7 protein-coding genes are annotated in these 13,647 nt (G+C 72.7%); 2 read left to right on the top strand and 5 right to left on the bottom strand.

Annotated elements, in window-relative coordinates:
• Positions 1–87: 87 nt before the first annotated feature.
• Together AC5WAM_RS11725 and AC5WAM_RS11730 are read right to left on the bottom strand one after the other, a co-directional pair.
• A complete protein-coding gene (locus AC5WAM_RS11725) occupies positions 88–2,364 on the bottom strand; it encodes an IucA/IucC family protein (RefSeq protein ID WP_495522563.1) in 2,277 nt (758 codons plus the stop codon).
• A 154-nt stretch (positions 2,365–2,518) separates the two neighbouring features.
• A complete protein-coding gene (locus AC5WAM_RS11730) occupies positions 2,519–4,129 on the bottom strand; it encodes a diaminobutyrate--2-oxoglutarate transaminase family protein (protein ID WP_495523563.1) in 1,611 nt (536 codons plus the stop codon).
• A gap of 402 nt (positions 4,130–4,531) precedes the next feature.
• On the opposite strand from AC5WAM_RS11730, the gene AC5WAM_RS11735 reads away from it, so the two are divergent.
• Positions 4,532–5,758, top strand: coding sequence for a trypsin-like serine peptidase (locus tag AC5WAM_RS11735; RefSeq protein ID WP_495522564.1), 1,227 nt, complete (start codon positions 4,532–4,534; stop codon positions 5,756–5,758).
• A 402-nt stretch (positions 5,759–6,160) separates the two neighbouring features.
• The gene (locus AC5WAM_RS11740; RefSeq protein ID WP_495522565.1) at positions 6,161–7,363 is read left to right on the top strand and encodes a trypsin-like serine peptidase; all 1,203 of its coding nucleotides are present in this window, start codon (positions 6,161–6,163) and stop codon (positions 7,361–7,363) included.
• 144 nt (positions 7,364–7,507) lie between these two features.
• Here AC5WAM_RS11740 and hflX read toward each other — a convergent pair whose 3' ends face one another.
• From hflX to AC5WAM_RS11755, 3 genes are all read right to left on the bottom strand, one after another.
• On the bottom strand, positions 7,508–8,998 hold the full coding sequence (gene hflX / locus AC5WAM_RS11745) for a GTPase HflX (RefSeq protein ID WP_366794156.1): 1,491 nt from the start codon (positions 8,996–8,998) through the stop codon (positions 7,508–7,510).
• 311 nt (positions 8,999–9,309) lie between these two features.
• Positions 9,310–10,860, bottom strand: a complete 1,551-nt coding sequence (locus tag AC5WAM_RS11750) for a M1 family metallopeptidase (protein WP_495522566.1) — start codon at positions 10,858–10,860, stop codon at positions 9,310–9,312.
• 249 nt (positions 10,861–11,109) lie between these two features.
• On the bottom strand, positions 11,110–13,278 hold the full coding sequence (locus tag AC5WAM_RS11755) for a RelA/SpoT family protein (RefSeq protein ID WP_495522567.1): 2,169 nt from the start codon (positions 13,276–13,278) through the stop codon (positions 11,110–11,112).
• Positions 13,279–13,647 lie beyond the last annotated feature (369 nt).

The raw sequence follows: 13,647 nt of genomic DNA on the forward strand, positions 1-13,647 counted from the left end.
CAGGGGGCGGGTTCAGTGGGGCCGGGTGCGGTCCTCAGGGGTGGGTCATGGCGGGCACGGGGCCGGGCGGCAGGCGAGGCGGAGGGTTCACATGTGGAGGGGGTTGGTGATGGTGACGTAGACGGATTGGGTGTCGACGGGCCCGACCAGCTCGTCGAGGCCGTGCAGCCGGGTCAGCAGGTTGGCCTTGCAGCGCAGCGTGGGTGAGTCGAGCAGCCGGGCGGGCAGGGGCGTGCGCAGTCGGCCGGGTCCTGAGGCCACGTCGGTGAGGAAGCGGCGGAAGGCGGCCAGCAACAGCCTTTCGTCGGCAAGGCGTTGGGACCCGAGGGCCCCGATCAGGCCGAGGACGTTGTTGATGCCGAGGTAGTAGGCGAAGCGTTCGTCGGTCACTTCGTCGGAGACGAAGGTGTCGCTGTGCTGCCCGATGCCGGGAAGCCGCTGCTCCAGCTCGGCGCGGCGGGACTCGCGGAAGTAGTAGCCCTGGTTGTCCCGGTAGCGCCCGCCCTTGGGCCAGCCGTCGGGGTCGAGCAGCAGCACCGTGTTCTGCTGGTGGGCTTCCAGGGCGACTCCTGCCTCGCTGTCCAGCCACAGCACGGGGCGGACGACGCTTTCGAGGTACCGCAGGAACCACTCGGCGGCGACGGCTCCGCGCGGTCGGCCGGTGCGCCCGGCGAGACGGGTGATGATCTCGGCGAGCCGGGAGCGCATCGGCGGCCGGTCCTGGTCTCCGCCCTGGCCCGTCGGCCGGGCCGAGACGAGGCCCGCGATGCAGGTGGCGTCGTCGGTGGGGCCGAAGGGGTTGTGCCGGATCATGACGTCGAGCCCGGCGACGGGGGTGCCGTCGGCCCCGGTGACGGCGAGCCAGGCGGGGTCGCGGATCACGTCGAAGCCGGGGTGGGCGGCCTGCCACTGTTCGCCGAGGCCGCTGCGCAGCAGGCGGTGGACCTCGACGCCGCGGTGGAGCTCCTTGTGGAGGTTCTCGCGACGGGAGTTGGTGATGCGCAGGCCCAGCGACAGCTTCAGCATGGCGGGGGCGCCGGAGCGGTAGAGGGTGCGTACGGAGGAGGTGGGCGACCAGGGCGTGCCGTGCGGGCCGCAGTCCTTGAGGAGCCCGGCGGCCAGGAGGTCGGCGGCTTCGGGGCGGTGCTTGAGTTCCCGCATCTGCCACGGATGTACGGGGAGCAGGGCGTGGCCGTCCGGCGGGGTCAGACCGGGCCCGGCCAGGCGGGTGGTGAGCTGCTCGGCCGGGACGGTGCGGCCTCTCTCGGTCCAGGCCGAGGCCGTGGCCAGGACGGAGTGATCGACCGCCAGCCAGTGCAGGGGGAAGGAGCCGCGCAGCTCAGGTGAGTAGAGCCGGGATTCGGTGCGGGAAAGACCCTCGCGGCTCTTCGGGGTCGGATGCAGGGGGTGACCCAGAAGGAGGGACTGTTCGGCGGCGAGGAAGAGATCAGGGGTGTCGTCCAGGTGGTCCCTGCGGTCGGCGAGGAAGTCGGCGGTACGGCGGACGGAGTCGGCGACGCGGGCGACGAGGTCGGCGCCGTCAGCGGAGTCCTGGGGCGCGGGCGTGGAGGCCCTCGGCGCGTCGGGGATCGCGGGTCCGCCCGCGGCTGAGGCCGGTCCGGAGGGCGCTCGGGCCGGGCCTGGTCCGGTCGCGTCCGGGGCCGGAAGGCCTGTCGGGGGCTGCCGGGTGGGCATGCGAGGGCTGGGCGGCTGGGCCGTGACGTCCGGGGTCGGTGCGGCGGCTGTGGCGCCCGGGGCCGACGCAGCGGCCGTGGCGTCCGGGGTCGGCGAGGCGGCTGTTGCGCCCGGGGTCGGCGAGGCGGCCTCGGATGCCTTGGCCTCCGGCAAGGGGACGGCCCGCTCAGCACGGTCGGCACGAGAGACACGAGAGGCACCGGAGGTCTCGGGTCCGGGCGCGCCGCCTGCCTCCGCGGAAGCGTTCTCGCGGCTCAGCAGAGCGGCGACCGTGACCGCGTCGACCGGCGGCGCGGAGTCGGGGCCGTCCTCCAGATAGGGGAGGCCGAAGCGGTGCCAGCCGGTCGGGGACCAGTAGTCGACGGGGACCAGCAGGGCGGTGGCGCTGGCGCGGAGGGGGATGCGGAGGGAGCCGTGGTCGGGCGCGGGGATGGCGTTCTCCCGCACCCAGCAGCGCAGCAGGTTCTCGACGGCGGCGGCCTGGGCGGCGATCTGCGGGTCGGGGTGGTCGAGGAGGTCGGCCGTGCTGTGCGACAGGCGCTTCGCCTCGTGGCTCCTGCCCTTCTGCTGGGGGACTGTGCCGGACTCCGCAGCCAGCGGGGATTGCGTGCCGCAGGCGCCTGAGGGATGCGGTTGGGGACGGCCGTCGGGTGCGGGGGTGGCGTTCAAGGGGCTTCCTTGCGTGGTGTCGGGCTCCGTGTGGCGACGGGCAGGGGCTGGGCTGGGACGAGGGGTCGGACACGGGGTGCTGTCGGCTGCCACGGAGCAGTCCGGTTCCGTCGTGGTCGACGGAGAAGGGAGGCGGTGGACAGGGGGACGGTGGCTACCTGTGCTGGGCGCGTGTCGCCGTGGCGAGCGCATCGGCGAGGCGATCGAGGACGGCGGTCGCCTGTTCGTCGGTGATGGTGAGGGGAGGCAGGAGGCGTACGACGCTGGAGTGGCGGCCGCCGAGTTCGACGATGAGGCCGCGGCGCAGGCACTCGCGCTGCACGGCGGCGGCGAGTTCGGGGGCCGGTGGGTGAGGGCGGGATTCCGGAAGGTCGTGCGCGGTGTCGCTCGGGCGCTGATGGGGATCGGCGGCTTCCCGCGACGCGGCCGAGTCGTACCGAGGGGGATGAGGGTGGGCACCTGCGGGACCGGGGCCCTCAGGGCGGGCATCCCCTTGGCGGGCGGCGGGGATGGTGCGTGCGGAGCCGGGGTGGGGGCCGTGCGCGGCGGATTCGGGGGCGGCTCCGGTGCGCCCGTCCGCTGCCGCGGGAGCCGGGTCGTCGTATCGGGACGTGCTCCTGGCCCGGTCGGCATCACCGTCGTTCAGGGCGGGTTGACGACCGCTCGGGTCGACCAGTTCCAGGCCGAGCATGAGCCCGCGGCCGCGCACGTCGCCGACGCAGGAGTGCTCATGGGCCAGGGAGCGCAACCCCGCGAGCATGCGGGTGCCGAGGTCGGCGGCGCGCTCGGCGAGGCGGTTCTCGCGGACGTGGGCCAGGGTCGCCGCGCCCGCGGCCATGGCGAGCTGGTTGCCCCGGAAGGTGCCCGCGTGGGCGCCGGGCGGCCAGACGTCGAGGTCGTCGCGGTAGACGACGACGGCGAGGGGCAGGCTGCCGCCGATGGCTTTGGAGAGGACGAGGACGTCGGGGGTGATGCCGCTGTGCTCGACGGCCCAGAAGGCGCCGGTCCTCCCGACGCCGGTCTGCACTTCGTCCGCGATGAGCGGAATGCCCCGTGCCGCCGTGATGTCGCGCATCCGGCGCATCCAGGCGTCGGGGGCGGGGAGCACACCGCCCTCCCCCTGGACGGGTTCGACGATCATCCCTGCCGGGGCGGGGACGCCGGACTTGGCGTCGTCCAGGACGCTCTCGGTCCAGCGGGCCGCGAGTTCGGCGCCGCGGGGGCCGCCGATGCCGAAGGGGCAGCGGTAGTCCTGCGGATAGGGCAGGCGCGCCACTCGTACGTCCCGCGCGCCGCCGGATGCTTCGAGCGCCCCCGCCGTCATGCCGTGATATGCGCCGGTGAAGGCGAGGAGCCCTTCGCGTCCGGTGGCGGCGCGCACCAGTTTCAGCGCCGCCTCCACCGCGTCCGTGCCCGCGGGACCGCAGAACTGGACGCGGGCGCGCTCGGCGAAGCCGCGCGGGAGGGTGCGGAACAGCTCGGTGGTGAAGGCGTCCTTGACCGGTGTGGCCAGGTCGAGGACGTGCAGGGGCGCGCCGGAGTCGAGCACCGCGCGGATGGCTTCGAGGACGACGGGGTGGTTGTGCCCGAGGGCGAGGGTGCCCGCGCCGGAGAGGCAGTCCAGATAGCGCTGCCCGTCGGCGCCCTCGATCGTCATCCCTCTCGCCCGGACGGGCACGATCGGCAGGGCGCGCGCGTAGGTGCGCGCGGCGGACTCGCGCGCCGATTGACGGCGCAGGATCCCTTCGTGCGCCGCGGACACCATCGCGGGGACAGGCTCGGTCACGGCCACGGCTTTCGTCCTCCCGCTGGGACTGGGCAGGTGCCCGTCGCATCCGGCCGGGTGCGGCGGGCGAGTTGACGCGGAGGATGAACGCGTGTGGCGTGTCCCCCGTACGTACCAACGACGGTGAGTGCGGGGGATCACGGGTCGACCGAAGATCCTTGCCGTGACGGAACCGTTGCTGTTCCGTCGGCCGTCCCCAACGGCACCGGCATAGTGTGGGGTGCCGTTCATCAGCACCAAGGCGTTCAGAACCCCTGAGCACCACGGTGTTCAGTGATGACCGGCGCTGCTGCGACAGGCGTACGGAACCCGTACGACATGGCGTACGACGCCATGATGTCCGGCGTTGAGAACAATTCGAAGCCCAGGGGGATTTTCACCATGCGACCCATACGTCCGCTCTTCACCGCTCGTCGTGAGGGGAGCGCGCGCGGCAAGACCTCCCCCGTGGCAGCCGCCGTCGTGCTCGGCGCGGCGCTCGTCCTGACGGCGACGGCCTGCGGTCCCGGCGACGACAAGGACGACTCGTCCGCGTCCCAGCCGGGCGGCAACGGCGACGGCGACGGCAAGATCCGGCTTCCCGGCGATCTCAAGGACCGGCTCAAGGAGCACGGCATCGACGTCGACAAGTGGAAGGACGGCGCCTGGCGGAACTGGGACAAGGACGACTGGCTGCGCGAGGCGGGCGACTTCGTCAACCCGATCATCGAGGGCCTGTGGGACCCGGACCGCATGCGCGACGCCGACAAGAACCCGGACCGGGGCGTCGACGACAACGACATCTCCGGTGACCAGGGCGTGACGGACCCGACCCCGAAGCCGGTCGAGGCGGCGTCCGTGAAGGCGCCGTACCACGACCAGGTCCCCGCGGCCGGGAAGCTGTTCTTCGACGGGCCCGAGGGTTCGATGGTCTGCTCGGCCACGGTCGTCAAGGACCCGAAGAACCCCGGCAAGTCGAACATGGTGTGGACCGCGGGCCACTGCGTCCACGCGGGCGCCAAGGGCGGCTGGTACCGGAACATCGCCTTCGTCCCCTCGTACAACGACGCGGGCAAGGCCACCGCGGACCTCCAGGGCGCGCCGAAGGAGGAAGTCGCTCCGTACGGCGTGTGGTGGGGCGACTGGGCGCAGACCTCGGACCAGTGGATCGAGCAGGGCGGCCCGACCGGCGGCAAGGGCGCTCCGTACGACTTCGCGGTCATCCATGTGACGCCGGAGAAGGGCAGCGAGGGCAAGTCCCTGGAGGAGGCGGTCGGCAGCGCGCTGCCGGTGGACTTCAACGCTCCGGCCGTGCCGGACATCAAGGACATGACGGCGACGGGCTATCCGGCGGCGCCGCCGTTCGACGGCCAGAAGCAGTTCCAGTGCGCGGACAAGCCGGGCCGGCTTTCGATCAGCGAGCCCGACCCGACGATGTACCGCATCGGCTGCACCATGACCGGCGGTTCGTCCGGCGGCGGCTGGGTCGCCGCGGGCAAGGACGGCAAGCCCGCCCTCGTGTCGAACACCTCGATCGGCCCGGTGACGGCCGGCTGGCTGGCCGGTCCGCGCCTGGGTGACGAGGCCAAGGGCATCTACGACGCGGTCAGCAAGAAGTTCGCGGGCTAGCGGCTCGCCGGTGCGCGCACGGCACGCGGTGGGTTCGCTCGTGAGGGCGAACCCACCGGCCAGGTGCGACGGCGCCGCTCCGGCTCCACGCGGGCACGGCCCGCACGCCGTACGAGCCCCGGTCCCCGCCGGGCCGCACGGAACCCGCACAGCGCACCCCGTGGGCCCCACGCCGCGCACCCCATGGGTCCACCCGGCGCACCCCATAGATCCGCTTTGTACGCGTACGCATCCGTACGTATGCGTACGCCGACGGGGGCGGCGAAACCTTCACGGGCTCGCCGCCGTTCGTCCCCAATCGCACAGGCATAGTGGGAGGCCACGTCGGCCCGGGCGGCGGATGCCGCGCCCACGCCTGACACGCACATGGCAAACACACGTTCCCACGGGGGTTACAGCTCCATGCGTTCCATTCGTGCGCCCTTCGCGCGCGGCCGCGGTCGCCGTACCGCGCTCGCCGTCACCGGGCTCGCCGCGGCCCTGGCGCTCACCGCCACGGCCTGCGGGCCGGGCGACGACAAGGCCGACTCCGGTACCTCGCAGGGTGCCGACAAGGGGTCCGACTCGGGCGGCGGCGGGCTGCCCGCCGACCTCACCGACCGGCTCAAGGAGCACGGCATCGATCCGGACAAGTGGAAGGACGGCGCCTGGAAGGACTGGAGCAAGGACGACTGGCTGCGCGAGGCCAAGGACTTCGTCAACCCGGTCATAGAGGACCTCTGGAAGCCCGAGCGCATGCGCAAGGCCAAGGACCCGAACAAGACGATCGCGGCGAAGGACGCGGCCGCCGACCAGGGCGCGACCGACCCGGAGCCCGAGCCGGTCGAGGCCGAGCCCGAGAAGACGCCGTACCACGAGCACGCCGCGCCCGTCGGCAAGATCTTCTTCGACTCCCCCGAGGGCTCGATGGTCTGCTCGGGCACGGTCGTGAAGGACCCGCGCAACCCGGGCAGGTCCAACCTCGTGTGGACCGCGGGCCACTGCGTGCACGCGGGCTCGAAGGGCGGCTGGTACCGCAACATCACCTTCGTGCCCGCCTACAACGACCTGGGCAAGTCCGAGGCCGAGCTGAGCAACGCCGCCCCGCAGGAGGTCTCCCCGTACGGCCAGTGGTGGGCGGACTGGGTGTCGACCTCCGGTGAGTGGATCGACCAGGGCGCCGCGTCGGGCGGCGCCGGTGCGCCGTACGACTACGCCGTGCTGCACGTGAAGCCGCAGCAGGGCAGCAAGTCCCTGGAGGAGACGGTCGGCAACGGCCTGGATGTCGACTTCTCGACCCCGTCCGCGCAGAGCGTGGGCTCGATGGGCGCCTGGGGCTACCCGGCCGCGCCGCCGTTCAACGGCCTGACCATGCACAAGTGCATCGGCAAGCCGGGGCGTCTGTCGCTGGACCCGGCGCAGCCGACGATGTACCGCATCGGCTGCACGATGACCGGTGGTTCGTCGGGCGGCGGCTGGTTCCGCCGGGCGAGCGACGGCGAGACCAAGCTCGTGTCCAACACCTCGATCGGCCCGGCGGAGAACACCTGGCTGGCCGGCCCGCAGCTGGGCCCCGGTGCCAAGCAGATCTTCGACATGATGAGCGAGAAGTACGGGGCGCAGTAGGCCCTGGCCGATCGCTGCCGGGCCCTGCCCTTTCACGCCAGGGCCCGGAGGCTTCACGACAGGCCTGGAGCCGCCCGGCATGGCCGAGGCCCCGCCCCTCGGAAGGGGGCGGGGCCTCCGCCGTGTGCGTGCGCGACGCGGGCGTCAGTGCGCCGCAGGGACGAACGGCGCCAGCTCCGCCGCGAGCTCCTCGTGCACCCGGGCCTTGAGCAGCGTGCCGTCGGCGGTGTGCTCCTCGGAGAGCACCTCTCCGTCGGCGTGCGTGCGGGCGACGAGCTTGCCGTGGGTGTACGGCACGAGGGCCTCGATCTCGACCTCGGGCCGCGGCAGCTCGGCGTCGATGAGCCCGAGCAGCTCCTCGATGCCCGCGCCCGTGCGCGCGGAGACCGCGATCGCGTGCCGCTGCGTGCGCAGCAGCCGCTGGATGGTCAGCGGATCGGCGGCGTCCGCCTTGTTGATCACCACGATCTCGGGGACGTCCACCGCGCCGACCTCGCGGATCACCTCGCGCACGGCGGCGAGCTGCTCCTCGGGGGCGGGGTGCGAGCCGTCGACCACGTGCAGGATCAGGTCGGACTCGCCGACCTCCTCCATCGTGGAGCGGAACGCCTCCACCAGGTGGTGCGGCAGGTGCCGGACGAATCCGACGGTGTCCGCCAGGGTGTACAGGCGGCCGCTCGGCGTCTCGGCCCTGCGGACGGTGGGGTCGAGGGTGGCGAACAGCGCGTTCTCCACCAGGACGCCCGCGCCCGTGAGGCGGTTGAGCAGCGAGGACTTGCCCGCGTTCGTATAACCGGCGATGGCGACCGAGGGGACCTTGTTGCGCTTGCGCTCCTGGCGCTTGATCTCGCGGCCCGTCTTCATCTCCGCGATCTCCCGGCGCATCTTCGCCATCTTCTCGCGGATCCGTCGCCGGTCCGTCTCGATCTTAGTCTCACCGGGGCCACGGGTGGCGAGGCCGCCGCCCTTGCCGCCGCCCATCTGCCGGGACAGCGACTGACCCCAGCCGCGGAGCCTCGGCAGCATGTACTGCATCTGGGCCAGGGCGACCTGGGCCTTGCCCTCTCGGGACTTGGCGTGCTGGGCGAAGATGTCGAGGATCAGGGCGGTCCTGTCGATCACCTTGACCTTGACGACGTCCTCGAGGTGGATCAGCTGGCCGGGGCTCAGCTCACCGTCGCACACGACCGTGTCCGCGCCGGTCTCGAGCACGATGTCCCGCAGCTCCAGGGCCTTGCCGGAGCCGATGTACGTGGCCGGGTCCGGCTTGTCGCGGCGCTGCACGACGCCGTCGAGCACGAGGGCGCCCGCCGTCTCCGCGAGGGCCGCCAGCTCGGCGAGGGAGTTCTCCGCGTCCTGAACCGTCCCGGAGGTCCAGACGCCGACGAGGACGACGCGCTCCAGGCGGAGCTGTCGGTACTCGACTTCGGTGACGTCCTCGAGCTCGGTGGAGAGGCCCGCGACGCGGCGCAGGGCCGCCCGCTCGGCACGGTCGAACTGCTCGCCGTCCCGCGCTCCGTCGATCTCGTGGCTCCAGGCGACGTCCTCTTCCATCAGGGCATCGGCCCGAAGACCTTCGGGGTAGTTCTGCACGAAGCTCTGTGCGTCCTGGGAAAAGGAAGAAGAGGAGGTCATTGGGTCCTTTACGTCGATGGGAATCCGATGCGGGACGCCTTGGGGACGTCTTCCGTCCCCTGCCGCACCCCAGGTGCGGCAGCGCCTCGCCAGCGACGGCGCCACCCGTCACATCCGACAACGCACACGACCGCCCCGGGATTCCCCGGACCGGACGGAATCGCCCCTGAGATCTCCCCGAGGGGATGTCCCGGACGGGCCGCGCCGTCGACCTGAAGATGGTTGCACGGGACGGCCCGTCTCGTCACCTGGGTTATTGCCAGGTCCGTCACCTGGCGAAACGCCGTTCCGCCAGGTGAGCGGAACCGTGATCAGCGGTGGGCGTGCCCGGCGGCACCCGGGCCGCCGCCCGCCCGGCCCGTCTGCTTCTTGCCCGGGGCCTCCGACCTCCAGTCCGGGTGGCCCGGCATCGGCGGCGTCTTGGTGCCGTACAGCCAGGCGGCGAAGAACTCGCGCAGGTCCCGGCCCGAGACGTGGGAGGCCAGGCGCGTGAAGTCGGCCGTGGTCGCGGTGCCGTCGCGGTGGGCGCGCACCCACGCGCGCTCCACGCTCTCGAAGGCGGGCCGTCCGATCTCCTGTCGCAGCGCGTAGAGCACCAGCGCGCTGCCGTCGTACACGACGGGCCGGAAGAGGCTGATCTTCTCCCCGGGCTTGGGCGCCTTGGGGGCGGCGGGCGGGCCGCCCGCGGCACGCCACTGGTCCGAGTACCGGTAGGCCTCGCGCATGCGCGTGCGCAGCTTGTGCCCGGACTTCTCCTCGCCGTAGAGGGCCTCGTACCAGGTGGCGTGTCCTTCGTTGAGCCACAGGTCGGACCAGGTGCGCGGGCTGACGCTGTCGCCGAACCACTGGTGCGCCAGCTCGTGGACCATGATCGTGTCCACGTACCACTCCGGGAACTCGGGCCGCGTGAACAGCTGCTTCTCGAAGAGCGAGAGCGTCTGCGTCTCCAGTGCGAAGCCGGTCTGGGCGTCGGCGACCAGCAAGCCGTAGTTCTCGAAGGGGTAGCGGCCGACCTTGCCCTCCATCCACGCGACCTGGCCGGGCGTCTTCTTGAGCCACCGCTCCAGCTTCTTGTGGCCCTTGGTCGGCACGACGTCCCGTACGGGGAGGCCGCGCGGGCCGGTGCGGTGCAGCACCGTGGAGCGACCGATGGAGACCTGCGCCAGCTCGGTGGCCATGGGGTGTTCGGTGCGGTACGCCCACGTGGTGGTGGCCCCGGCGCGCGTCGTGGCCAGCGGCACGCCGTTGGCGACGGCCGTGAGCGCCTTGGGGGCGCTGACCCGGAAGGTGAAGCGGGCCTTGTCGGCCGGGTGGTCGTTGCAGGGGAAGACGCGGTGTGCGGCGTCGGCCTGGTTGGCCATGGCCAGGCCGTCGGCGGTGCGCACCCAGCCGCCCTCCTCCTTGCCGCCGACCGGGTGGCTGGTGTGGCGGACGGTGACCTGCATGCGCTGACCGCGCTCCACGCGCGCGTGGGGGGTGACGACGAGGTCTTCACCGCTGGTGTCGAAGGTGGCGGGCGCGCCGTTGACGTCGACGGAACGCACCTCGCCCTGCGAGAAGTCGAGGTTGATCCGCTCCAGCGGGGCGGTCGCGCGGGCGTCGATCTTCGTGACCGTGTCGAGCGGCTTGGCGTTGTCCCCGCCGTACGTGAAGGCGATGTCGTACTCCAGGACGTCGTATCCCGGGTTGCCGAGGTGCGGGAAGAGCCGGTCGCCGATGCCGAGCGGGGCGGCGGGCTGCGGGACGCTCGCGGCGAGCAGGGCGGCGGAGGCGGCGGTCGCGAGGAGGGCGATGGCGACGCGCACGGTCTTGGGCCGCGCGGCCGTGGTCCTCGTGGCCCGGGGGCGTGGGGTGAGCAGCATGAACTACCGCTATCAGCGCCTGCCTTCCGTGCCGTGATGACGCGCGCCGGGCCACTCGAACGTGTCGGGGCGGGGGTGGCCGGATGCCTCAGCGGCACGGCCGGGTGAGCGGATCGGAGCCTGCTGGGGCGCGGCAGCACCGGTGGGGGCGCGGCGGGACCGGTGGGCGCCCCTCACTGCTCCAAGGCGTCGCCGCGGCTCTTCCGGGACGTCGCGGCGGTCCTCCTCAGGACGTCACCACGATCCTTCTCAGGACGTCGCCGCGGCCCGGTGCTGCGCCCTGCTCACGTCGTACACCCCGGGGACGTTCCGCATCGCGCGCATCAGGTCGGGCAGGTGGGCGGCGTCCGGGAGCTGGAGGGTGTACGTGTGGCGGACGCGCTGCTGGCTGGGCGGCTCCACGGTCGCCGAGACGATGGCGGCGCCTTCCAGGGCGATGGCTTCGGTGAGGTCGGCGAGGAGGTGCGGCCTGCCGAACGACTCGGCGATGAGCGTGACCCGGCACTCGGCGCTGTCCCCCCAGCGCACGCCCACCTCCGGGCGCCCCACGCCCTTCATGCGCGCCACCGCCGGACAGCTGACGCGGTGGACGGTGACGACGCCGCCGCGTACCGCGAATCCCGTGATCTCGTCGGGCGGTACGGGCGTACAGCAGCCCGCGAGGCGCACGGTGGCGCCCTCCCGGTCGACCACGACGTTCGCGGCGGCCGGGCGCAGGGCCGCCGCCACCGGTGGCCGTGGGGCCGCCGCGGGGACGGTCGCGGGCGGCGGGGGCGCCAGCGCGGGCTGGCCCGCGGCCGGGGTCGGGTGGGAGGCGAGCCAGCGCCGGATGGCGATCCGTGCGGCGGGGGTGCGGGCGTGGTCGAGCCATTCGCGCGAGGGCCCCGACGTGGGGTCCTGGCCCATGAGGAGCTGCACCGAGTCGCCGTCCCGCAGGACCGTGCTGAGCGTCGCGAGGCGGCCGTTCACGCGCGCCCCGATGCAGGCGTGGGCGTCCTCGCCGTACTGGGCGTAGGCGGCGTCGACGCAGCTGGCGCCCGCGGGCAGCCCGAGCGTGCCGCCGTCGGGGCGGAAGACGGCGATCTCGCGGTCCTGGGCGAGGTCCTCGCGCAGCGTGGACCAGAACGTGTCGGAGTCGGGCGCGGCCTGCTGCCATTCGAGGAGGCGCGAGAGCCAGCCGGGCCGGGTGGGGTCGGCGCGCTCGCCGTCGGCGGGCTGCTCCTCCACGGGGGGCGCGTACGGGCTGCGCAGGGCGACGACGCCCGCCTCGGCGACGCGGTGCATCTTGTGGGTGCGGATGAGGACTTCGGCGACCTCGCCGTCCGGGCGCGCGACGGCCGTGTGCAACGACTGGTAGAGGTTGAACTTCGGTACGGCGATGAAGTCCTTGAACTCCGCGACGACCGGGGTGAAGCAGGTGTGCAGCTCGCCGAGCACCCCGTAGCAGTCGGCGTCCTCACCGACGAGGACGAGAAGGCGCCCGAAGTCGGCGGGGCGCAAGCCGCCGCGTTTGCGGTGCACGCGGTGCACGGAGACGAAGTGGCGCGGCCTGATGAGCACTTCGGCCGCGATCCCGGCCTCGCGCAGCACGCCGCGCACCTCTTCGGCGATGTCCGCGAGGGGGTCGGGGCCGTCGGCGTTCTTCGCCGCGATGAGGCCTTCGACCGCGGCGTACTCCTCGGGGTGGAGGATCGCGAAGACGAGGTCCTCCAGCTCGGTCTTGAGGGCCTGTACGCCGAGCCGCTCGGCGAGCGGGATGAGCACGTCGCGGGTGACCTTGGCGATGCGCGCCTGCTTCTCGGGGCGCATCACGCCGAGGGTGCGCATGTTGTGCAGGCGGTCGGCGAGTTTGATCGACATCACGCGGACGTCGTTGCCGGTGGCGACGAGCATCTTGCGGAAGGTCTCGGGCTCGGCGGCCGCTCCGTAGTCGACCTTTTCCAGTTTGGTGACGCCGTCGACCAGATAGCACACGTCCTCGCCGAACTCGGCGCGCACCTGATCGAGCGTCACATCTGTGTCCTCGACCGTGTCGTGGAGCAGGGACGCGGTCAGGGTGGTCGTCTCGGCGCCCAGTTGGGCGAGGATCAGGGTGACGGCGAGCGGGTGGGTGATGTACGGCTCGCCGCTCTTGCGCGTCTGGCCGCGGTGCGAGGACTCCGCGAGGACGTAGGCGCGGCGCAGCGGCTCCAGGTCGGCGTCCGGGTGGTGGCTGCGGTGGGCCTCGGCGACGTGGCTGATCGCGTCCGGGACGCGGCCGCGCGCGGCGGTGCCGAGGAGCGCGGCCCGGCCGAGTCTGCGCAGGTCGAGCCGGGGGCGGGCGCGGCGCCGCTGGCCCGTGGATCCCGCTGTCGCCGGGATCGGGCCCGAGGGCGTCGCGGGGCCGGGCGTCGCGGGATTCGTGGCCTCCGCACTCATGGGCACCTCCGGCAGCTCCGACCGGCGGTGAACGAACGGCAGCCTGCTCCGTCCGGGCCGGTGCTTGATGCTACCGAGCCCATCACGCGGTGCTGACCCGCTCTCGCCGAGCGTGAAACGGATCACCCATTCGAGCGACAGTTCTGTGGAGTGCTGTTTCGAGTGATGATTCGACTGGGACGAGTACTGATTCGACACGGAGGAGCGCCATCGTGACGGGGCAGGCCCCCGTTTCGACTGTTTCACCCGCCGTACGGGCGCCCGGCGGCACCCGGGGCCGTTGCGCGGGGTGGGTGCGGCCACGTGGCGCAGAGGCGGCGCCCTGACGCTCCGGCCGCGGGCCGGAAGGCCGGGCGCTCGGCTCCCTCA

This window comes from Streptomyces sp. JLYT201 (assembly GCF_059448825.1).

What these genes read in the sequence shown, in the direction of transcription:
- AC5WAM_RS11730 (WP_495523563.1), bottom strand. Translation starts at nt 4,129, where the DNA reads ATGGTGTCCGCGGCGCACGAAGGGATCCTGCGCCGTCAATCGGCGCGC.
- AC5WAM_RS11735 (WP_495522564.1), top strand. Translation starts at nt 4,532, where the DNA reads ATGCGACCCATACGTCCGCTCTTCACCGCTCGTCGTGAGGGGAGCGCG.
- AC5WAM_RS11740 (WP_495522565.1), top strand. Translation starts at nt 6,161, where the DNA reads ATGCGTTCCATTCGTGCGCCCTTCGCGCGCGGCCGCGGTCGCCGTACC.
- hflX (WP_366794156.1), bottom strand. Translation starts at nt 8,998, where the DNA reads ATGACCTCCTCTTCTTCCTTTTCCCAGGACGCACAGAGCTTCGTGCAG.
- AC5WAM_RS11750 (WP_495522566.1), bottom strand. Translation starts at nt 10,860, where the DNA reads ATGCTGCTCACCCCACGCCCCCGGGCCACGAGGACCACGGCCGCGCGG.
- AC5WAM_RS11755 (WP_495522567.1), bottom strand. Translation starts at nt 13,278, where the DNA reads ATGAGTGCGGAGGCCACGAATCCCGCGACGCCCGGCCCCGCGACGCCC.